Genomic DNA, 20,526 nt, shown 5'->3' on the forward strand with positions numbered 1-20,526 from the left:
CCCGATTTCGCCGAGGAACGAGGGCTCCCCGGGGCCTGTCGACCCGCCCGGCCCGTCCCGCTCGCCCGGATCGGGCCACCCCCGGCCCCGCTGGCCGCCCCCGCCGGCAGTGGGATAATCCAGTGGGGGAGACAGATGTGACGCACTCGGATCGAGAAGCTCGGGCGACTCGAAGGGAGGAGCGTGGTGAGCACCCCCGCCGCCGCTCGCATCGCTGACCTGCTGGAGGACGTACCGACGGCCTCGAACCCGCCCGCACGCTTTCCCGCCCCCGCCCCGGACAGACCCGCGCGCACCGATGGTCCAACGCTCAACATCACGGTGATCTGGGGTGACATCGCCCGGATCGCCGCCGATCTGCACGTCACGGGGCACTACCAATCGGTAGTGCCCGCCGCCGCGGAACTCGCGCTCGACCGGGCCATCTCCGTCGACCCCCGCCGCGTCATCACGGAGCACACCAAGCTCGGCTGGATCGACGCCCAGTTGGGCGAAGTCACGTACTTCCCCTGCAAGGAAGGCCCCGTGCGGTGCGCGGCCGTCGTCGGCATGGGGCCGATGGGCACCCTGACCGAACGCCGCGCCGTCCAGATGTACGCCTCCCTGCTCGGCGAAGCGCTCGGGCTCGGCCACGTCTCGACCGTGGCCACCGTGCTCGTCGGCTCCGGCACCGGCAATCTGACCGTCAAACAGGCGGCCCGCGCCCTCGTCCGGGGCTTCGCCGACACCCTGGCACCCCTCGGCCCGCCCGCACCGCCGCCCCGGCTCACCGACGTACTCGTCATGGAGGTCGACCGGCTGCGCGCGGAGCAGCTCCACCTCGCCCTCACGGACTCCGCCTCGAAGCTCCCACAGGTACGGATCGTCCCCGGACTGCGCGAGGAGAGCGGCGGCGAGCTGTTCGGGCCTTCCGCCGCCGTGTACGCCCTGTCGGCGCTCACCGGCCTCGCCGCGCCGGCGGCCGGGGAGGACGTCCTGCGGACCGTGCTGGCCGACTTCGACCCCGACATCCAGGGGATGATCCGCGAACAGCTCGCGGACCTGGCCTCGGTGGAACGCACCGAGTTGTCCCTGACGGTCCGCAGACCGGCGGAGGCCCAGGACGACGCGGTACCCGTCCGGATGTCCGTCCAGTCGGGGGTCGGCGGCCTGCGCTGGGCGGCGCTGACCGGGCGGGCCACCGTACCGGAGCGGCTCGTCCCGGTGGACACGGACCTCCTGCGGGAACTCGTCGACCGGCTGACGGAACCGAGCGTCAAGGACGCGTGCGAACTGCCCGACCTGCTGTCCCGGTTCGTGGTGCCGCCGGACTTCCAGCGGCTGCTCACCGACGACTCGACCGTACTGCTGGAACTGGACCGGGACACGGCCTCCGTCCCCTGGGAGTTCCTGGCCGAGATCCAGCAGGCCGGGATGGAGAAGCGGGACCCCCTGGCCATCCGCACACAGCTGTCCAGACAACTGCGCACCACCTACTCGCGGGTGATGACCGAGGGTCTGGCGGACGGACCGCTGCGCGCCCTGGTGATCGGCGACCCGGGGGACCCGGAGAAGGGCTTCCATCTGCCGGGAGCCCGCCAGGAGGCTCTCGCGGTGGCCTCCCGGCTCAAGGAACTCGGGGCCAAGGTCAGCCTCTTCGTCGGCGCGGCGAACTCGCTGCGCCAGCCGGGCGTCGACCCCGCCCGGCGCCTGGACGTCCTGCGGGTCCTGCTGTGCGGCGGCAACCACATCGTCCACTACTGCGGGCACAGCGACTTCGACCTCTCCGGTACGGGACGGCGCTCGGGCTGGGTCTTCGCGGACGGCCTGCTGACCGCCCAGGAGCTGGCCCTGCTCGAACGCCCGCCCCTGATCGTCGTCGCCAACGCCTGCTACACGGCCCGGCTCGGGGAGGCCGCCGGCCCCGGCGCCCCGGCCGTGGAGCCCGGCCTCGCGGGCCGCAGCCCCTGGGGGAATCCGCAGGCGGCGCTCGTGCCGAGTCTCGCCGACGAATTCCTGCGCATGGGGGTGGGGCACTACATCGGGGCGGCCTGGCGGATCCCCGACGACCAGGGGATCTCCTTCGCCGATCAGTTCTACACGCACCTGTTCAAGGGTGGCCCCGGCGAGGCGACCCCGACGGTGGGCGGCGCCGTCCGCGCGGCGCGCAGACGCCTCTACGGGCTGCGCGAGCAGGGCCCCGACGTTCCCGACGGTCCGGAAAGCCCCGCCGGCCCGGACGTCACGCCCAGCGGGCAACGCTGGAGTTCCTGGGCCGCCTACCAGCACTACGGGGACGCGGCCGATCCCTTCGTCCGACCAGGGGACTCGCCCTAGGAGGTTCGCTCATGGCCAGGATCCCGATGGCCGATGTCGTCGTACTGCTTCCCGGAATCGGCGGGAGCGTGCTGACCAGGAACGGCAAGGACGTGTGGGCGCCCTCCGCCTCGGCGGTCCTCGGCGCGCTGTCGAGCCTGGGTGGCTCGCTGGAGTCCCTCGAACTCGGTGAGGACGACTGGCTCGTGGACGATCTCGGCGACGGCGTCGCCGCCGATCGCCTCGTGCCCGATCTGCACACCCTGCCCGGTCTGTGGAAGATCGACGGTTACACGGCGATCGAGAAGTTCCTGCTGGCCCGGTTCGACCTGCAGAAGGGCCGGAACTACTTCCCGTTCCCGTACGACTGGCGTCGCGACAACCGGGTCGCCGCCCGCAGGCTCGCCGAGCAGAGCGCCACCTGGCTGCGGGACTGGCGCGCGACGAGCGGCAACTCGGCGGCCCAGCTCGTCCTGATCGGGCACTCGATGGGCGGGCTCGTCTCCCGCTACTTCGTCGAGGTGCTGGGCGGCTGGAAGGACACCCGGGCCATCGTGACCTTCGGGACCCCCTACTACGGCTCGCTCAACGCCGTCGAGTTCCTCTGCAACGGCTTCCACAAGCGGCTCGGCCCCTTCGAGAAGGACCTCACGCGCCTGCTGCGCTCCTTCACCGGCCTGCACCAGCTCGTACCCGTCTACAAGTGCGTGTTCGGGCCGGAGGGCGAGGCGGCCACCCCGGCCAAGGCCGGGCTGCCCGGCTGGCAACCGCTGTGGAGCGACCACCTCACCGACTTCTTCTGCGAGATGGAGAAGGCGGCCACCGTCAACCGGCAGGAATCCGCCTGGGAGTCCAACCAGGTGGTCTACCACCCCATCGTCGGCATGGACCAGCCCACCAGGCAGTCGGCCAGGCTCACCGATCACAAGGTCGAGACCCTGATGCTCCGCGGGGACGCGGACGAGGGGGGCGACGGCACCGTGCCCAAGCTCTCCGCCGCCCTCTCCGGCACCGAGGACGCCCGCACCTTCGTCCCGCAGAAGCACGGGAGCCTGCAGAACCAGGACGCGATGCTCGACCACCTCGGCGGCATCCTCCGGTCCCTGCACGACGTACGCATCGACGATCTGCGCGCCGCGGTGACCTCGTGGTTCAGCTACCTCGGTGACGATCTCTACCTCGCCGACGAACCCGTCGTCTGCGAGGTCGGCGCCGTCAGCGCGCTCAGCGAGGAGGAACTGCCCGAGGTGCCGGCGCGACTCTCGGTGACCTCCCGGACCACCGGCCGGCCGGTGGTCGCCCGTGACCTCACGGTCGCGCGGAGGCGGCGACAGGTGGAGATCGGCGTGCTGCCCGCAGGCACGTACGACCTGCTGATCAGCGCGGGAGCCGATACGGCACCGCTGTCCGACGTCTTCGTCGTCGCCGGCCCGGACGGCACCGACGGCATCGACGGCACGGCAGAATCGTGACAACGATTACATTCGTCCCCAAATGGCTCATCCAGCAGGGATCATTATTTCCCGTAATTGTCGTATATGGCTGCCTTGCGGCCCGCGCCACCTGAGGAACCGGTAGGCGCCACGGGAGAGATATGGGACGCGTGCGCAGCTGGACTGTCAACCGACGGATCGCTCTGCCGGTGACGGTGGCGGGAGCCGTCGTACTCGGGCTGGGCGGCCTCTACGGAACCGCCCTCGCGGTCGGAGGCGACATCGACCAGGGCACACGGGTCCTCGGGGTGGACCTCGGCGGCATGAGCCGGGCAGAGGCGCGCCGGACACTCACCCGGGAGCTCGGACCCGCCGCCGCGGCCCCGATCACGATGAAGATCGGCGACCGGGTGGAGAAGGCCGATCCCGCCGCTCTGGGGCTCTCCCTCGACACCGAGGCCACCGTCGACCGCGCCGTACGGGCCGGATCGAATCCGGTCGCCGTGGTCGGCAGCCTCTTCGCCTCGGGCACCCACGACGTGGCGCCTGTGATCACCATGAACGAGCAGACCGCCCGCGCCGCCGTGGACCGCCTCGGCAGGACCACCGAGCAGCGGGTCCGCGACGGCGTGATCGCGTTCGAGCACGGCACGGCGAAGTCCGTCGCCCCGCTCCCCGGCGTCTCCCTCGTCCAGGACCAGGCCGTCGGCGCCCTCCGCGACACCTACCTGAGCCCGGACAAGGGCCCCGTCGTCCTGCCGGTCACGCGCACGCAGCCGCGCGTCGGCGCCGAGGAGACCGGACGGGCCATGCGGCAGTTCGCCGAGCCCGCGATGTCCGCGCCCGTCACGCTCACCGTCGCCGGCGAGCGGATGTCCATACCCCCCGCCGTCCTCGGCGAGCACCTGAAGATGCGGGCCGACGGACAGGGCCGCCTCGTGCCCGACCTGGACGCCAAGGGGCTGCTCGCGGACCCCGCCGTGGCACCCACCATCGACGCGGTCACCCACCCGCCCCGGAACGCCGCTCCCGGCCTCACCGCGGACGGCCGCGTGGTGATCGCCGACCAGGGCCGTGCGGGACGCCAGGTCACCCAGGAGGCGCTCGGCCGGGCCGTGCTGCCGCTGCTGACCCGCTCGGGCGCCGCCCGTAGCGGCGAGGTCGCCACCGTCGCGGTGCAGCCGGACCTCACCGCCGACGAGGCGCGGCGGCTCGGCATCAAGGAGAAGGTCTCCTCCTTCACCGTGGAATTCCCGGCCGCCCCGTACCGCACCACCAACATCGGCCGCGCCGTCGAGCTCATCAACGGCTCCGTCGTCATGCCGGGCCAGGAGTGGAGCTTCAACCGCACGGTCGGCGAGCGCACCCCCGAGAACGGCTTCGTCGACGGCATCATGATCAACGACGGCCAGTACGTGAAATCGCCCGGCGGCGGTGTCTCGGCGGTCGCCACCACCATGTACAACGCCGCGTTCTTCGCGGGCGTCAAGCCCGTCGAGCACGGCGCGCACTCCTTCTACATCGAGCGTTACCCCGAGGGCCGCGAGGCCACCGTCGCCTGGGGCACCCTCGACCTGCGCTGGCTCAACGACACCGGCCACCCGCTCTACATCCGGGCCACGTCCACCGACACCTCGCTGACGATCTCCCTCCTCGGGACGAAGAAGTACGACGAGATACGGGCGACCAAGGGGCCGCGCACCAACATCACGCCGCCCGCGAAGCGGACCGGCAGTGGTGAGACCTGCGAGGTCCAGACCCCGCTGGAGGGCTTCGACGTCACGGTCGGCCGGACCTTCGTACAGGGCGGCAAGGAAGTCAAGCGCGAGGACTTCAAGACCCACTACACGCCGCGCGACGAGGTCACCTGCACCCCGGAAGGCGCCCCCGAAGGCACCCCGGAAGGCGCGCAGCAGGCCTCTCCGGGAGCCACCCCTGGCGCCACCCCGCAGCCCTCGCAGACCCCGTCCGGCGCGGCCGCCGACGGTGTCCGGACCGCGGCCCAGGGTCGCGCCGAGTGACACCATCGGGGGACCAGGCGTGACATTCCGGGCGCATACCGTGCATGCCGGGGGCCGCCGGCGCCCGGAAGTGCTACAACTGGGTTCGTGACCATTCCTCGCCACCCGTGCCGGGCACGTCGGTGCGGTCACCTCTAGGCAGCCGGAAGAAGAGCGTCGCCGGACAGGTATTCATCCTCCAGGTGGCGATCGTGGTGTTGCTCGCGGCCGGGGCCCTGCTGGCCCTGGTCCTCCAGTCGCGGCACGACACCGAACGCGAGGCACGCAACCGCTCGGTGTCCGTCGCCCAGACCTTCGCCCACTCCCTGGGCCTCCAGGACACCCTGAAGACGTCCGACCCGTCCGCGACGCTCCAACCCCTCGCCGAGACCACGCGCAAGGCCGCCGGCGTGGACTTCATCGTGGTGATGGACACCAACGGCATCCGGTACAGCCACCCCCAGCCGGACCGCATCGGGAAACGCTTCGTCGGCACCATCGAGCCCTCGCTCAACGGCCAGGTCCACACCGAGAGCGTCGACGGGCCGCTCGGCAAGGAGATCCAGGCGGTGGTGCCCGTCACCGCGTCCGACGGCAAGGTCGTCGCCCTGGTCTCGGCGGGCCTCACCGTCAAGAACGTCACCGGCGTCGTCGACCGCCAGCTCCCCGTCATCCTCCTGGCCATCGCCACCGGCCTGGCCCTCGCCACCGTGGGTACGGCGCTCATCAGCAGACGCCTGCGCCGCCAGACCCACGGGCTCGGCACCCAGGAGATGACCCGCATGTACGAGCACCACGACGCGGTGCTCCACGCCGTCCGCGAAGGGGTGCTGATCACCGACGGCGAAGGCCGGCTCCTGCTGGCCAACGACGAGGCCAAGCGCCTGCTCGGGCTGCCCGAGGACGCCGACGGACGCGAGATCGCCGACGTACCGGGCCTGGACCGCCGGATGGCGGACCTGCTGCTCTCCGGCCGCGAGGCCACCGACGAGGTCCTGGAGAGCGGCGACCGGCTGCTCGTCGTCAACCAGCGGCCCACCCACCCCCGCGGCCGGCCGGAAGGCGCCGCCATCACCATCCGCGACTCCACCGAGATGCAGGTCCTGACCACCCGGGCGGAAACGGCCCGCAGGCGCCTCAAGCTGCTCTACGACGCGGGCGGCGACATCGGTACCAGCCTCGACGTGGTGCGGACCGCCGAGGAACTCGCCGCCGTGGCCGTCCCCCGTTTCGCGGACTTCGTCACCGTCGACCTGGCGGACCAGGTCATCGACGGCGAGGAGCCCCGCGCGGGCTCCGACATGCGGCGCACCGCGGTCAGCGGCATCCGCTCCGACCATCCCCTCTACCCCGTCGGCCGACTGATCGACTTCCTGCCGTCCACCCCTCAGGCGCGCGGCTACGGCACCGGCCGGGCCGAGCTGGTGCCCCACCTGGCCGACGCGCCGGGCTGGCAGGCCCAGGACCCGCCGCGCGCGCAGGCCATCGTGGACTACGGCATCCACTCGCTGATCGCGGCCCCGCTCATGGCCCGGGGCGTCGTCCTCGGCGTGGTCAACTTCTGGCGCTCGCAGAAACAGGAACCCTTCGACGAGGACGAGCTGTCCCTGGCCGAGGAACTCGTCGCCCGTGCGGCGGTCAGCATGGACAACGCCCGCCGCTACACCCGGGAACACGCCCTCGCCGTGACCCTCCAGCGCAGCCTGCTGCCGCGCGCCCTGCCCGAGCAGAGCGCCATGGACGTGGCGCACTTCTACCTGCCCGCGCAGTCCGGGGTCGGCGGGGACTGGTTCGACGTGATCCCGCTGGCGGGCTGCCGCGTCGCGCTGGTCGTCGGCGACGTCGTCGGCCACGGCCTGCACGCCGCCGCCACCATGGGGCGCCTGCGTACGGCCGTGCACAACTTCTCCTCCCTCGACCTGCCGCCCGACGAGATCCTGGCCCGTCTGGACGACCTCGTACAACGCATCGACCACGACGGGGAGGGCGACGACGCGAACGGCGGCGTGCTGGGCGCCACCTGCCTGTACGCCGTCTACGACCCGGTGTCCCAGCGCTGCACCATGGCACGCGCCGGCCACCTGCCACCCCTGGTGGTCGCCCCCGACGGCACGACGGAGATCGTGGAACTGCCGGCCGGACCCCCGCTGGGGCTGGGCGGCATGCCCTTCGAGACCGCGGAGCTGGACCTCGCGGAAGGCAGCCAGCTCGTGCTCTACACGGACGGACTGATCGAGGAGCGGACCCGGGACATCGGCGAAGGGCTGGAACTGCTGCGGGTGGCGCTCAGCCACCCCGACCGGGACCCGCACGAGAGCTGCCGGGCCGTGCTCGACATGCTGCTGCCGCCCCGGCCCACCGACGACGTGGCCCTGCTCATCGCACGGACCCGAACGCTCGGCCCGGACCGGGTGGCCCAGTGGGACGTGCCGTTCCAGCCGAGCGCCGTCGGAGCCACGCGCAACGCCGCGGCCAAGAAACTCGACGAGTGGGGCCTGACCGACCTCGGCTTCGCCGCGGAACTGATCCTCAGCGAACTGATCACCAACGCCCTGCGGCACGGCAGCGGCCCCGTACGGGTGCGCCTGCTCCACGACCACAACCTGACCTGCGAGGTGTGGGACGGCAGCAGCACCGCCCCCCACCTGCGCTACGCCGCCACCACGGACGAGGGCGGACGCGGCCTGTTCCTGGTCGCGCAGCTCAGCGAGCACTGGGGCACCCGTTACACGCCCGAGGGCAAGGTCATCTGGGCGGAACTGCCCCTGCCCGGCGCCGCCGGCGCCACGGAGGCCGCCCTCGCGGCCTTCCTGGACGTGGACCCCATCTGAACCCCGTCCGAACCTTTCCGCGCCCGTCCGCGCCCGTCCGAACCCGCACCTCGTCCGAGGAGGCGCGGGGGTCAGACGCCCGGCTGGACGGCCTTGAGCGCGGTCTCCAGCGCCTGCTGCGCCGGTACGGCGATGTCGGGAACGACTCCCACGCCCTCCCAGTTGCCGCCCGTGACGGTGTTGATCGTCCGAGCCGTCGGCACCGTCACGAGCATGTGCTCGTCGACCGCGTGCCGGGCCGTCGGATGGGCGCCGCCGCGCGTCGTCTCACCCACCACCACGGCCCGCCCCTGCGCCTGCAGGGTGTACGCCACGTCCTCGCCCCCGGAGAAGGTGTCCCCGCTGGTGAGGATGTGGACCGGCCGGTCCAGATAGCGGGGAGCGGGCAGGTGCGCGATCGTCCAGTACTGCCGGGTGCTGTCCGAGGCCCGGTCGTAGATGTCGTTCAGGTGCACCTGGTCGTCGGGGAAGAAGTAGCTGCACCACATCGCGGCCCCTTCCGGATGCCCGCCGCGGCAGCCCCGCAGGTCCAGCACGAGGGCGGAGCTGTGCGCGACCAGCTGCATCGCCGCGCCGATCGCGCTCGCGCCCTCGATGGCGCCCGCGATCAGCCGGATCTCTATGTACCCGATGTTCCCCTCCAGCCGCTCGACGCGCCGGATCCCCTGGTTCTCGGTCCGGAGCAGCGCCGAGAAGGCGGCCTGCCCGCCGTCCTCGTCCACCGGGTCCAGCGACTGCGGCTCGTCCGTCCACAGCAGACGCAGGTGCTTGTCCGGACACACCTCCTGAAGGTGAGCCGTCACCGCCTCGCAGAGCGCCGGCCCGTCGAGGCCCTCGTACGCACCGGCCGCGAGCCGGCTCCGGATCCCGGCCGCGATGACCTGCGCCTTGTCCGGGAAGACGTAGCCCGCGTCGATCCGGTGCAAGGCGCGTTCGATGATCTCTTCATTGGTAGGCATGGTGCGGATGCTAGGTGCCGACTCCCCGGTGATCAAAGGATTCACGCCGGGCCCGCTCATGGTCCGGGCATCGTGCCCGGGACCTGGTCCGGTTCTGCCGGCATGTCGTCCACGATCTCCATCCTGATCTTCGGCAGCCGCTCCGCGATCGCCTCCACCATCATCGCGACCCCCACCGGGTCGGGCGCCGCACAGCGTTCCCGTGACTCCTCGTCGGGCCGGCGGGCGTACGCCACCCAGGGGTGTCTCGCCGGCGGGAAACAAACCCGGGATCTTCGCGGACGCGCTCGCTACGATCGTCGGGTGCACCCCGAACCCCGCCCCTGGACCCCGTACCCGAAGATCCCCTCGAACACCCGCCTGGGCGAGGCGCGCGGGCGGAACTGGGTCGCCCACGAGAAGATCCACGGCGCCAACTTCGCCGTCGTGTGCGACGCGTCGGGCGCGCACCCCGCCAAGCGCCGCGAACTGCTCGCGGACGGCGGGCTGGACGACTTCTTCGGCGTCGGCAGGATCTGGCCCGCACTGGCGGTGGCCGCGACCCGCTGCGCGCAGAGCCTGCGCGAGGACACCGGAGCGCCGGCCTCCGCGGTCGTCACCGTCTACGGCGAACTCGCCGGCGGCCGCTACCCCCACCCCGACGTACCCGCCACGCCCGGAGTCGATCCCGTACAGACCGGCGTCTGGTACGCGCCCGAACTCCTCTGGCTCCCCTTCGACGCCACCGTCACCCACGACGACGGCCCGCGCTGGGTCGGGGACCGGACGCTGCGCGCGGCGGCCGCCGAGGCCGGGCTGCTCTGCGTCCCGCTGCTCGCCGAAGGCCCGCTCGCCCGCCTCCAGGAGCTGCCGACGGTCTTTCCCACCCGGCTGCCCGGACTGCTGGGCCTGCCCGCGCTGCCCGACAACCTCGCCGAGGGACTCGTCGTCAAACCCGCCGACGGATCCCGCGAACCAGGGCGACCCATGGCCAAGTTCAAGCAGCCCGCCTTCGCCGAGGACGAGCGGTTCGACGGCTCGCGCCCCTACCAGGCGCCGGCCGAAGGCGCCGCGGGAGTCCCCGGCTGGCTGCTCGCCCACGGCACCGGCCTGCTCACCCCGGCCCGGGCCGCATCGGCCGTGAGCAAGCTGGGACCCCGTACCCCGCCGGGCGAGCTGGCCGGCGAGATCGCCCGCGACGCCACCGAGGAGGTGGCGCAGGCATTGGGCGGCCTGGACCGGGCGACGTTCCGCGCATTGGAGGAGTGCCTGCACACCGGAGCCCTGACCCTGGCCCGCTTCGACGCCGCCGACCGCCGCGCCTGACCCACCGGGCGCGGGGCGGCCCGCCGGGTGCCTTCCGGTTTCCTTCCGGTTCCTTCCACGCCGACGCCCTTGTGCATACTGCTGCCATGAAGTCCCCGCTCGGCTCGCGCATCCACCTGATGATCACCTTCGTCCTGGTGACCTGCGGCACGGTCGCCGGAGCCTGCCTCGGCCTGCTCCTGTCCGGCCGGCTGATGGCCGTGGTCTTCGCGGCCGTGGCAGGCCTCGGCGCAGGGCTCGGATCGTACTTCTCCCGCCGGCAGGTCCTCGCCCTGTTCCAGCCCGACAGCGAGAACGCCCCGGCCGACGGCTACGCCGAAGGCCTCGCCGACGCCGCGCTCGTCTGCATCGCGACCTACCAGGCGGCCGTCTTCCCGCTCACCCCCGACGGGGTGACCGAGGCCGAGCGCAAGGCCCGCCGCACCATGGCCTACCGCATCTCCGCCTACGAGGGCCTGCCGTACCCGGTCCAGAGCTCGGCGGCAGCCGCCCTCGAAGCCATCGACCACGGCGCGGACCCCAAGCGGGCGGAGACCGCGATGAAGGAACTGTGCCTCACCATCTACGACAACCGCCGCGGCCGGTGATCCGGGCGCGCACCGGGCCCTCCGGTGCGCTCACCGCATTGTCCGATCGGCTGGTCGGCAACGGTTGGGCCTCGGTCCGGTCTCCGGCAGTGGCCTGATGCGGATCATGGCGTTGTCCGGTTATGGAATCTGACGGGATGCTGTTCGCTCGGGCGCCGCTCGACGGTGTCGTCTGGCTCGACACACTGGTCCACGATCCGGCCTGCGGGTCGTGTCCGCGCCGGCGGGAGCCGGAAGAGGAATCCGAGGAGGACGACGCCGACGCCGACAGGATCGCGGTCCTGTCGGGGCCGGCACGGAACTGGATGGTGGCCGCGTCCGCGGTCACCGTCGTCTCGGCCGTCCTGACCGTCGTGGCGAACTGACGGCCTCCCGGCCGGCCCAAGGGCCGCCGGACCCGCCGGCACCCGACCCGCGCGAGCTCATCCGCCCGGCCGGAGGGTCACCGTCCAGGTCCGGTGGGTGTGTTCGCCGGGCCGGTCGGGGTGTCGTTCGGTGATGGTCACCGTGATCTCGTCACCGGAGCGGTGGAGCGCGCCGTGGTGACGCCAGGCATCCTCGGGGTCGATGGGCGCCAGCTCGGCGAGGACCTCGTCCTCCAGCCGGCGCCCGACGGCGCGCAGCACCCCGGCGTCGAGCACCAGGATGGTGCCGTCCGCGAGGACGAGCGGCTCCGGGGCCTGCGGGTCGGTGAGAGCCGGTCCGCGTTCGACGGTGCCACCGGGCAGCAGTCGAACCACCCGGCTGCCGGTGGGGATGTTCCGGTCGGTCTCCACGACGCGGACGCCGGTCCCGACCACGTAGTGGCCGTAGCTGCGCCACGAGTCGTACAGGGTGCCGTCGCGGTCGTAGGCCCAGGTGTCGAAGACGTCGTAGCCCTCCAGACCGAGGACGAACCGGCCGCCACCCAACGCCGCACCGCGCGCGCCGCGCAGTTCGGCGATCCGGCTGCCGTCCGCCAGGTCGAGGAGCAGGGCCGGGCCGAGGTTTCCCCAGGGCGTGTACGCGAGCGAGTCCGTCGTGACGAGGACCCGTCCACCGGAGATGTGGGCGGCGTTGGGAACCCCGGAACAGAGCGCGGTCCAGCGCGTACGGCCGGAGTCGTCCACGCAGCTGATCTTCCCGGGGGTGCCGTGGACGCGCAGATCCTGCCGCCGGGCGAGCGGCCGGCCTGCGGGACGGGCCGCACTCTCGGGTGGCAGACCGGCCTTGCGCCCGTGCGCCCGCACCGTGACACGCCACGCGCCCGCTCGGCCGTTCTCCTCCGATATCCCCATGGACCCAGATGCTAGGGCCTGCCTCGGCCGTCCCTCGCCGATCAGGCCGCGTTCGTAACCGTGGTCGATCCGACGACACACCGTCACCAAGCTGTGAAGCTTCTACGGGACGCTGGTGCTCAGCCAGCCCGGCTCAGCCCGGCGCGTTCCACGCGCTTTCCCCAGGGGGGACCACCATCATGAGCACCGTACGCAAGGCAGCCATCGCTCTCGCCGCCGTATCCGCACTCGCCCTGACGGCCTGTGGACCCACCGAGGACGGCGCGGCGGGCGGGCCCGGGACACCGAGCGCGAGCCCGACCGTGAGCCCGAGCGGGAGCGCCACCGCCGCCCCGAGCGCGACTCCGTCGAAGTCCGGTGCGCCGAAGAAGACCGAGACCCCCACGAAGCCGCCGAAGTCGGGCGGGGCCGACCCCGACCACGACGTCTTCCCCTGCAGCACGTTCGACGTGACGTTCACCGCGAGCCTGGCCGAGCCCACGACCAGCAGCTACCTGCTGAAGATCACCAACAAGGGCACCAAGGCGTGCCGGGCGCTCGGACATCCGATCGTCACCTTCGGCGATCTGGACGGCCAGGCCACGGAGCGGGGCGCGGCCCCCGGCATCGAGGACGCGCTGCGGCTGGAGCCGGGCCAGTCGGCCTACGCCGGACTCATGGGTGGCGCCAACGACGGCAAGGGCAAGACCGTCAACTCGATCGCGCTGACCATGAACACCGAGTCCGACCTGGCGCAGACACCGCTGAAGGCGTCCACGCCCGGCTTCTACGTCTCGCCCACCAAGAACTCCGTGACCGCCTGGATGAACAACGCGGAGGACGCCCTGAGCCTCTAGGGGGTGCCAGGGCGTGGGGTGACGGTCCCGGCGCGTGCGCGTTCATCCGGTCGGCCGAGCAACGGAGGACGGCCGCGCCCCACCGGGTCAGGCTGTGGACAAGGACCGTCACCACCGCACAGACGAGGACCGAGCCCATGTCCCACAGCCGACGTATCAGCACCATCGTGGGCGTCGCAGCACTGCTGCTGACGACCGGCGCCTGCTCGGGCCTGGGCCGCAGCACCGTCGGCATGCTGACCTTCCGCGGGCACGACTCGCCGGTCGAGCTGAGCTACTCCAACACGCTGGTCGTCGGCTGCCACAAGATCGGCATCCCGAAGGGTGCCACGCACGTCGAGAACAACACCCTCGTCGACGTCGTCCTGTACCGGACCGAGGACTGCCGGAAGACCGACAAGGCCGACGGGATCTACGTGGCCACCACCCTGTCCAACGTCACGGCACCGGTGAGTCTGCCCTGGCGCAGCTTCAGCGTCATCCACTGACACGGCGCCCCGCCGCCCGCCGGCCCACCGCTTGCGGGTGGCCGGGGTCTGTCCCATAGTCCGAGGTATGGACGCGCGCGAGGCGGCGCTCCGACAGGCGCACGGCCATGCCGTCCGCTGGCTGGCCAGTCTGTCCGACCGCCCGGTTCCCGCCCGCGCCTCGGTCGACGAGATCGTGCGCGCGCTCGGAGCCGAGCTGCCCGACGCGCCGAGCACGCCCGCCGACGTCGTCGACCTGCTGGCCACGGCCTGCGAGCCGGGTCTCACCGCCTTTCCCAGCGGTCGCTTCTACGGGTTCGTGGTCGGCGGCACCGAGCCGGCCGCCCTCGCGGCGGACTGGCTCGTCAGTGCCTGGGACCAGAACTGTGTGATGCGCGCGGTCACGCCCGCGTACTCGGCGGTGGAGGAGATAGCCGGTGCCTGGCTGCTGGACCTGCTGGGCCTCCCGCCCGACAGTGCCGTCGGCTTCACCACCGGCGCCACCATGGCGAACTTCACCTGCCTCGCCGCCGGACGCGACACGGTGCTGCGGCGCGCCGGATGGAGCGTGGCCCACGACGGACTCGTCGGCGGTCCGCCCGTGCGCGTCATCGCCGGCCAGGACCGCCACATGGCCATCGACCTGGCCCTGCGCTACCTCGGGCTCGGCCGGCCCGAACTCGTCGAGGCGGACGCGCAAGGACGCGTCGACGCCGAGGCCCTGCGCCGCACCCTCGCGGCCCCCGGCCCCGGATCCGGTGCCGGCTCGACGCTCGTGATCCTGCAGGCCGGCGACATCCACTCCGGGGCCTTCGACCCCTTTCCCGAGGCGATCCGTGCCGCCCGCGAGGCCGACGCGTGGGTGCACGTGGACGGTGCCTTCGGCCTGTGGGCGGCCGCCTCCCCGACCTACGCCCACCTCACCGACGGCTGCGCCCGGGCCGACTCCTGGGCCACGGACGCCCACAAGACCCTGAACGTCCCCTACGACTGCGGCCTCGCTCTCGTCGCCGACCCCGCCGCACTCCGGTCGGCCATGGGCCTGCAAGGCGACTACCTGATCCAGCACGAACACGGCGACCCCATCGACAAGGTCCCCGAACTCTCCCGCCGCGGGCGCGCCTTCACCGCCTGGGCCGCCCTGCGCTCCCTCGGCCGCGCGGGCGTGGCCGACCTCGTCGACCGGTTGTGCCGACACGCCCAGGCCTTCGCCACCGGCATCGACGCCATCGACGGCGCGACCGTCCTGAACGACGTGGTCTTCACCCAGGTCTGCGCCGAGTTCGGCGACGACGAACGCACCGACCGGGTGCTGGATCGCCTCCTCGACGAGGGGGCGGCCTGGATCAGTGGATCCACCTGGCACGGCCGCCGCGTCATGCGCATCTCGGTGAGCAACTGGTCCACGACCGACGAGGACGTGTCACACACCCTGGCCGCGATCCGCCGCGCCTGTTCGAGCACGATCCGCCCGTGAGGGTAGCGGCCACGGGGGCGGTGTGCGCAGGGCGCGCAGCGGCGACAGGAAGGTCGGCAGCACGCTCAGCGTCATGCCGACCGCCCCGATCCACAAGGCTCCCGCCGGTCCGTACACCGAGCCCGAGGCTCCGCCCAGGAGCCCGCCGATCGGAATTCCGCCCCAGGACACGAACCGACTCGTCGCGCTCATCCGGCCCAGCAGCCGATCCGGTGTCACGGCCTGCTGCACGCTCGACTGCGCGACGAAACGGACGACTCCGCCCAGGGAGAGCGCCGCGAGCCCGAGCGCGGCCACGTACACGCTCCAGCCCGGTCGCGCCATCGGCATCAGGACGGTCGACGGGCAGGTGACCAGCGACGCGAGCCAGATGACCGGACCGAGCCCGACCCGCTCCGAGAGCGTCCTCGCCAGCAGCGCGCCCACCAAGGCCCCACCACCCATCCCCGACAGGATCAGACCGATCCCGAAGGGCCGCAGTCCCACCTCTCTCTCCAGAAATACCGGCAACATGCTCAGGTACAGGGCCAGCGAGAGGTTGAAGAGGGCGTCCCCGAGCGCGATGGCACGCAGGGCGGGGTGCCCCAGGGTGAACGTCAGACCTTCCGCGATCTCCCGACCCGGTCGAGGGCGATCACCGGACTCCGGTTTCCGTTCGCGCGTGCGGATGCTGAGCGCGACCAACCCCGACACGGCCAGTCCGGCCGCACTCGCGAGCAGCGTCACGGGCGCTCCCACCAGACCGACGAGGGGTCCTGCCAGCGCCGGCCCTCCGATGCTCGTCGCCGAGCGGACCGCCGACAGCTTCGCGTTGCCTTCCACCAGACGGCCGCGTCCCACCAGGTGCGGGAGAAAGCCCACGTACGCCACGTCGAAGAAGACGGTCAGCACCCCATGGATCAGGGCGATCGCGTAGAGCCCGAGGACGGTGAGGCGGTCGGCCCACCAGAGCACCGGTACCGTCGCGAGAGCCGCCGCCCGGAGGAGATCCGCGGCGATCATCACCGAACGCTTGCGCACACGATCCACCCACGCCCCCGCCGGCAGCCCGACGAGGAGCGAGCCGACCGAGGTCGTCGCCGCCAGCAGGCCGACCTGGAACGCATCGGCACGCAGTGCCGTGACGGCGACCAGAGGCAGCGCCAGGAACGTGATGCGATCGCCGAGTTGGCCGAGCGCGGTGGCGGCGAACAGGCGCCCGAAGTCCGGATCACGGAGCAGGCCGGGCAGGGAAGGTCGGGGCATGGCAGTGTCCTACGGTCGGCATCGCGAGGGCGCCGCGACGGTCGGGCGGCCACGGACAGGGCGGCCACGGATCGGGCGGCTACGGGTGGTCGACCCCGAACGCGTAGACCACCTCGCGGCGCGCGTCGGGGATCACCATGTCGGCCGTTTCCACCGGGCGTCCCCGCGTGTCGTAGATGGTGCGCTCGATGGTCAGCACGAGGTCCCCCACACCGATCCCCAGCAGGTTCGCCTGCACCGGCGTGGCCCGGGCCGGGCGCGGCACCTCGACCACGGTCGAGACGACCACACCGATGGAGCGCATGCGCTCGACCACCCCCTGGCCCGCCAGGGGCCCCGTCTCGGGCAGTACGACGGGCGTTCCGTCCGTGATCGCCATCGGCTCCCAGGACGCGGAGAGTTGGACGGGCTGCCCGTCGGCGAGGAACTCGTAGTGCGTGTGGACGCAAGGGTCTCCGGGGCTGATGTCCAGCCGGCGAGCGACGGCCTCGGGGGCGGGGACCCGCACCCGGCTCTCCGCGTCCCAGGCATCGGCCCGGCCCCGCTCCCGCGTGGCGGAACGGAGGGAGGGCCCCTCCCGGCGCTCGCGATGCCGTGAGCGGACCAACCGCAGACGCTCGCGCGGCACCCGGACGTAGGTACCCGATCCGGCGCGCCCCTCGAGGAGACCGTCGATGATCAAACGGTCCATGGCCCGCTGCACGACGTTGCGGCCGACCCCGTACGCCTCGGCGAGCCGTACCCGGGACGGCAGGCGCTCGCCGACCTCCCACTCTCCGGCGAGGATCCGGCCACGCAGCGCGGCGGCCACTTCGAGGTACGGCGCCTCACGGGGCACGGGTGATCCTCCGATCGATCTGCTCGGCGCAGGCCGAGGTGTTGAGGGGGTGCCGGCACGCTACTGCACCCGGCGAAAGCTGCTGGAGTAGCCGGGGCCGGGCCACGGCTTGACCCTGACGTGCGCGTCAGGGGTTAGCGTCACCGCACCCGCGCCGCGGACGCCCTCGCACCGCGGCCCCCCGGCCCACCGGAGCCCGCACATGACCACGGCCCTGCCCCGCACCACCCGCGAAGTCCGCCTCGCCGCGGTCCCCGAGGGACTGCCCGCCCCGGAACACCTCACGGTCGTCACCACCCGGCTGCCCGAGCCCGGTCCCGGGCAACTCCTCGTCCGGAACCGCCACTTCCTGGTCTTCCCAGGGCTGCGCACCCTCATCGGCGCCGACGCGGAGGATCTACCCCTTCCGGCGTTGCACCCCGGGGACACCCTGTTCGGCCCCGCCGTGGGCGAGGTGCTGGCCGCCCCGGCCGACAGCGCGCTGCGCCCCGGCGACTGCGTCCTCCACATGCTCGGCTGGCGGGAGTACGCCCTGGTGGCCGCGGCCGACTGCACGGCCCTGGACGGCACCCTGCCGGATCCGGTCGCGCACCTCTCCCCGGGATCGGCCGCCTACGGAGCCCTGACCCGCCTTGCCGAAGTCCGCGCGGGCGACACCGTCCTCGTCACCGGAGCGGCCGGAGCCGTGGGTTCCCTGGCCGGGCAGATCGCACGTCTCCTGGGCGCCGGCCGGGTGATCGGCAGCACCGGTTCGCCGGAGAAGGCAGAACGACTGCTCTCCGAACTCGGCTACGACGCCGTCGTACTGCGCGGATCCGGTTCCTTCGCGGACGAGCTCGCACACGCCGCGCCCGAGGGCATCGACGTCCTCGTGGACACCGTCGCCGGCGAGCAACTGGCCGCGGCGCTCGGCGCGGCCCGCCAGGGCGCGCGCTTCGCCCTGGTCGGAGCCCTGTCGGGACAGATGGCGCCGGGGCGGTCCGGCGGCAGCGCCCCGGTGACCATCGACGCCTTCCGCCTGCTGCTCAAGGGCGTTTCGGTGCGCGGCTACAGCGGCGCGGACCACCCCGACGTGGCGGCGGAGTGGACCGCCCGCTTCGGGGACTGGCTGCGCGCCGGGCAGATCAGCTACCCGCACACCCGGATCGCCGGCCTCGACCACGCACCGCGGGCGTTGCGGGAGATGATCGAAGGCAGGCACTTCGGGGCCGTGGTCGTGGAACTGTAGCCGGACAGGCCGGCGCGGACGGGGGACAGGATGCGGATCGGCGACGCGGCGGTGGCCGCCGGAACCACACCGAGGGCGCTGCGGTTCTACGAGGAACGCGGACTCCTGCCGCCGCCCGTCCGCACCGCGTCGGGTCAACGCGAGTACGGGGCGGGGGAGATCGCACGCGTCCGCGTCATCCGCGACCTGCTGGCCCTCGGGCTCACGATCGAGGACCTGCGCGGCTGCGCCGACCGCCTGCACCTGCTCGAACAGGACCCCCCGCCCCTATGCGGCGGGGGCGCTCCCGGCGCGCCCGTACCCGGGATCGTCGGCGACCGGCTCGCCGCCCTCGACGCGGAGATCGCCCGGCTGGCGGCACTGCGCGCGAACCTCGCACGGCGAGCCGCCGGGGACGAGCGGTGCCCACCCCTCAGCGGGTGAGGGTGACCGGCGTCGGGCCGTCGGGGCGCACGGTGATGCTGTACGCCGCCCGGGTGGGCACGGCCCGGAAGTACGGGACATGCGCGGGCAGCAGGAGTTCGAGGAGGGCGACCGACTCCCGCAGGGCGAACTGCTGGCCGAGGCAGGCGCGGGGGCCGATGCCGAACGGCAGGTAGGCGCCGGGCCGGGTGGGACGGCCGCCTGCAACGGTGAAGCGCCGAGGGTCGAAGTGCTCGGGATCCGGCCACAGTTCGGGATCCCGATGGGTGAGGTAGGGGCAGACCAGCAGATCCGTGCCCGCCTCGACGCGGTAGCCCGCCAGGACCTCGGCCTCGGGGGCGTGCCGGGGCAGGATCCACGCGGACGGGTAGAGCCGGAGCGTCTCGCCGACCAGCGCCTGGATGGCTTCGCGTCGCTCCGGTGAGCCCTCGCGACCGGCCGCGAGCGCCTCCTCACGGGCCGCCGGGTGACGGTCGAGGAGCAGATAAAGCCAGGTCAGGGTGGTCGCGGTGGTCTCGTGGCCGGCGACCAGCAGGGTGACGAGCTCGTCCCGCACCAGCCGGTCGGTGTACTCGGGGCGCTCGGCCGAGGCGTCGACCAGTACCTGGAGCAGCCCCGGCCCGTCGGGGCCGGGGGAGCCGTCCCGGGCCGCGGCCACCGCCCGTCGGGCGACCTCGTCGATCCGGGCCAAGTCGTCGGCGACGGCGTCCCGGGCGTCCACCTGGTCGGCGGGCAGACTCGGCAGCGCGGCCACCACGGTGGCCACGGAGGTCAGTTCGTGCGCCGTGGTGTCGTCGAGCGGGTGCCCGGTGAGCGCCCGCCAGATGGTGTCGAGGGCGAAGCGGCGCATCTCCTCACCCAGGTCGAAGGTCCGCCCGGTGCGCGCGTGGTCGGCCCAGCGTGCGGCCGTGGTCCGGGCCGCCCCGACGATCCGCTCCTCGTAGCGGCGCATCCCTCGTCCGGTGAACTGCGACTGCAGCAGCTTCCGTTGGGTCTTCCAGGCCTCGCCGGTCGCGGCGAGCACCCCGTCACCGATGAGCAGACGGGCGCGGTGGGAGCGCTTGACGTACCGGTCGGGGTGCAGGGCGAGGACGTGCTGCACAGCGTCGGGCGCGGTGACCAGCACGGTGGGCCGCGGCCCGATGCGGAACGCGGCGACCCCGCCGAGCCGCTCCCGTACCCGCGTCAACAGGTCGACCAGTTCGCCTTGGTGGGCGCGCCACCGCTCCACACAGTCGGCATCGGCCTCGGGGAGCGGCCGACCCGTCCCGGACCGCCGCGAGGTGGGTGGCTCGCTCCTGGCGTCGATGGCCACGGCTCTTCTC

General features: G+C 72.6%; 18 protein-coding genes. 12 read left to right on the forward strand and 6 right to left on the reverse strand.

Annotated features, from left to right (window positions below):
* The first annotated feature begins 186 nt into the window (after window positions 1–186).
* The 4 genes from OG624_RS39745 to OG624_RS39760 all read left to right on the forward strand — a co-directional run bounded on the left by OG624_RS39745 (window position 187) and on the right by OG624_RS39760 (window position 8,559).
* Window positions 187–2,316, forward strand: coding sequence for a CHAT domain-containing protein (locus OG624_RS39745; RefSeq protein ID WP_371640623.1), 2,130 nt, complete (start codon window positions 187–189; stop codon window positions 2,314–2,316).
* Window positions 2,317–2,327: 11 nt separating this feature from the next.
* Window positions 2,328–3,767, forward strand: coding sequence for a lipase/acyltransferase domain-containing protein (locus OG624_RS39750; RefSeq protein WP_371640624.1), 1,440 nt, complete (start codon window positions 2,328–2,330; stop codon window positions 3,765–3,767).
* A gap of 122 nt (window positions 3,768–3,889) precedes the next feature.
* Window positions 3,890–5,749: a VanW family protein gene (locus OG624_RS39755; RefSeq protein ID WP_371589663.1), complete on the forward strand. Its 1,860-nt coding sequence runs from the start codon at window positions 3,890–3,892 to the stop codon at window positions 5,747–5,749.
* A 182-nt stretch (window positions 5,750–5,931) separates the two neighbouring features.
* On the forward strand, window positions 5,932–8,559 hold the full coding sequence (locus OG624_RS39760) for a SpoIIE family protein phosphatase (protein WP_326750126.1): 2,628 nt from the start codon (window positions 5,932–5,934) through the stop codon (window positions 8,557–8,559).
* 71 nt (window positions 8,560–8,630) lie between these two features.
* Here OG624_RS39760 and OG624_RS39765 read toward each other — a convergent pair whose 3' ends face one another.
* Window positions 8,631–9,518, reverse strand: a complete 888-nt coding sequence (locus OG624_RS39765; RefSeq protein WP_033216797.1) for a S41 family peptidase — start codon at window positions 9,516–9,518, stop codon at window positions 8,631–8,633.
* A gap of 56 nt (window positions 9,519–9,574) precedes the next feature.
* Entirely contained in the window at window positions 9,575–9,754 is a 180-nt protein-coding gene (locus OG624_RS39770) for a hypothetical protein (protein ID WP_371589664.1), read from the reverse strand.
* A 67-nt stretch (window positions 9,755–9,821) separates the two neighbouring features.
* Between OG624_RS39770 and OG624_RS39775 the strand changes: the two genes are divergently transcribed.
* From OG624_RS39775 to OG624_RS39785, 3 genes are all read left to right on the forward strand, one after another.
* Complete coding sequence (locus tag OG624_RS39775) at window positions 9,822–10,823, forward strand: RNA ligase family protein (protein WP_051762963.1); 1,002 nt, start codon at window positions 9,822–9,824, stop codon at window positions 10,821–10,823.
* Between the two features lie 86 nt (window positions 10,824–10,909).
* Window positions 10,910–11,410, forward strand: coding sequence for a hypothetical protein (locus tag OG624_RS39780; protein ID WP_033216799.1), 501 nt, complete (start codon window positions 10,910–10,912; stop codon window positions 11,408–11,410).
* A gap of 137 nt (window positions 11,411–11,547) precedes the next feature.
* Window positions 11,548–11,775, forward strand: coding sequence for a hypothetical protein (locus tag OG624_RS39785; protein WP_033216801.1), 228 nt, complete (start codon window positions 11,548–11,550; stop codon window positions 11,773–11,775).
* A 57-nt stretch (window positions 11,776–11,832) separates the two neighbouring features.
* Here the strand turns inward: OG624_RS39785 and OG624_RS39790 are convergent, their stop codons facing one another.
* Window positions 11,833–12,687: a hypothetical protein gene (locus OG624_RS39790; RefSeq protein WP_033216803.1), complete on the reverse strand. Its 855-nt coding sequence runs from the start codon at window positions 12,685–12,687 to the stop codon at window positions 11,833–11,835.
* A gap of 179 nt (window positions 12,688–12,866) precedes the next feature.
* Here OG624_RS39790 and OG624_RS39795 point away from each other — a divergent pair, with 179 nt between their 5' ends.
* From OG624_RS39795 to OG624_RS39805, 3 genes are all read left to right on the forward strand, one after another.
* Window positions 12,867–13,523: a DUF4232 domain-containing protein gene (locus tag OG624_RS39795; protein WP_033216805.1), complete on the forward strand. Its 657-nt coding sequence runs from the start codon at window positions 12,867–12,869 to the stop codon at window positions 13,521–13,523.
* Window positions 13,524–13,660: 137 nt separating this feature from the next.
* Window positions 13,661–14,011 carry a hypothetical protein gene (locus tag OG624_RS39800; RefSeq protein ID WP_033216810.1) on the forward strand — a complete coding sequence of 117 codons (351 nt, stop codon included), beginning with the start codon at window positions 13,661–13,663 and terminating at the stop codon, window positions 14,009–14,011.
* A 67-nt stretch (window positions 14,012–14,078) separates the two neighbouring features.
* Window positions 14,079–15,467 carry a pyridoxal phosphate-dependent decarboxylase family protein gene (locus tag OG624_RS39805; RefSeq protein WP_371640625.1) on the forward strand — a complete coding sequence of 463 codons (1,389 nt, stop codon included), beginning with the start codon at window positions 14,079–14,081 and terminating at the stop codon, window positions 15,465–15,467.
* On the opposite strand, the gene OG624_RS39810 is transcribed toward OG624_RS39805, so the two are convergent.
* The gene (locus OG624_RS39810; protein ID WP_371640626.1) at window positions 15,414–16,712 is read right to left on the reverse strand and encodes an MFS transporter; all 1,299 of its coding nucleotides are present in this window, start codon (window positions 16,710–16,712) and stop codon (window positions 15,414–15,416) included. The genes OG624_RS39805 and OG624_RS39810 overlap by 54 nt on opposite strands.
* A 79-nt stretch (window positions 16,713–16,791) precedes the next feature.
* Window positions 16,792–17,550 (reverse strand): GntR family transcriptional regulator, encoded by a 759-nt coding sequence (locus OG624_RS39815; RefSeq protein WP_033216814.1) that lies wholly within the window; start codon window positions 17,548–17,550, stop codon window positions 16,792–16,794.
* Window positions 17,551–17,752: 202 nt separating this feature from the next.
* Between OG624_RS39815 and OG624_RS39820 the strand changes: the two genes are divergently transcribed.
* Both OG624_RS39820 and OG624_RS39825 read left to right on the forward strand, forming a co-directional pair.
* Window positions 17,753–18,778 (forward strand): MDR family NADP-dependent oxidoreductase, encoded by a 1,026-nt coding sequence (locus OG624_RS39820; protein WP_371640627.1) that lies wholly within the window; start codon window positions 17,753–17,755, stop codon window positions 18,776–18,778.
* A 30-nt stretch (window positions 18,779–18,808) separates the two neighbouring features.
* The gene (locus OG624_RS39825) at window positions 18,809–19,201 is read left to right on the forward strand and encodes a MerR family transcriptional regulator (protein WP_371640628.1); all 393 of its coding nucleotides are present in this window, start codon (window positions 18,809–18,811) and stop codon (window positions 19,199–19,201) included.
* Here OG624_RS39825 and OG624_RS39830 read toward each other — a convergent pair.
* Window positions 19,191–20,510: a cytochrome P450 gene (locus tag OG624_RS39830; protein ID WP_371640919.1), complete on the reverse strand. Its 1,320-nt coding sequence runs from the start codon at window positions 20,508–20,510 to the stop codon at window positions 19,191–19,193. The genes OG624_RS39825 and OG624_RS39830 overlap by 11 nt on opposite strands.
* Window positions 20,511–20,526 lie beyond the last annotated feature (16 nt).

This window comes from Streptomyces virginiae (assembly GCF_041432505.1).
GTDB classification, from domain to species: domain Bacteria; phylum Actinomycetota; class Actinomycetes; order Streptomycetales; family Streptomycetaceae; genus Streptomyces; species Streptomyces virginiae_A.

What these genes read in the sequence shown, in the direction of transcription:
- OG624_RS39765 (WP_033216797.1), bottom strand. Translation starts at nt 9,518, where the DNA reads ATGCCTACCAATGAAGAGATCATCGAACGCGCCTTGCACCGGATCGAC.
- OG624_RS39750 (WP_371640624.1), top strand. Translation starts at nt 2,328, where the DNA reads ATGGCCAGGATCCCGATGGCCGATGTCGTCGTACTGCTTCCCGGAATC.
- OG624_RS39800 (WP_033216810.1), top strand. Translation starts at nt 13,661, where the DNA reads ATGTCCCACAGCCGACGTATCAGCACCATCGTGGGCGTCGCAGCACTG.
- OG624_RS39810 (WP_371640626.1), bottom strand. Translation starts at nt 16,712, where the DNA reads ATGCCCCGACCTTCCCTGCCCGGCCTGCTCCGTGATCCGGACTTCGGG.
- OG624_RS39795 (WP_033216805.1), top strand. Translation starts at nt 12,867, where the DNA reads ATGAGCACCGTACGCAAGGCAGCCATCGCTCTCGCCGCCGTATCCGCA.
- OG624_RS39785 (WP_033216801.1), top strand. Translation starts at nt 11,548, where the DNA reads ATGCTGTTCGCTCGGGCGCCGCTCGACGGTGTCGTCTGGCTCGACACA.
- OG624_RS39805 (WP_371640625.1), top strand. Translation starts at nt 14,079, where the DNA reads ATGGACGCGCGCGAGGCGGCGCTCCGACAGGCGCACGGCCATGCCGTC.
- OG624_RS39790 (WP_033216803.1), bottom strand. Translation starts at nt 12,687, where the DNA reads ATGGGGATATCGGAGGAGAACGGCCGAGCGGGCGCGTGGCGTGTCACG.
- OG624_RS39825 (WP_371640628.1), top strand. Translation starts at nt 18,809, where the DNA reads ATGCGGATCGGCGACGCGGCGGTGGCCGCCGGAACCACACCGAGGGCG.
- OG624_RS39755 (WP_371589663.1), top strand. Translation starts at nt 3,890, where the DNA reads ATGGGACGCGTGCGCAGCTGGACTGTCAACCGACGGATCGCTCTGCCG.
- OG624_RS39780 (WP_033216799.1), top strand. Translation starts at nt 10,910, where the DNA reads ATGAAGTCCCCGCTCGGCTCGCGCATCCACCTGATGATCACCTTCGTC.
- OG624_RS39820 (WP_371640627.1), top strand. Translation starts at nt 17,753, where the DNA reads ATGACCACGGCCCTGCCCCGCACCACCCGCGAAGTCCGCCTCGCCGCG.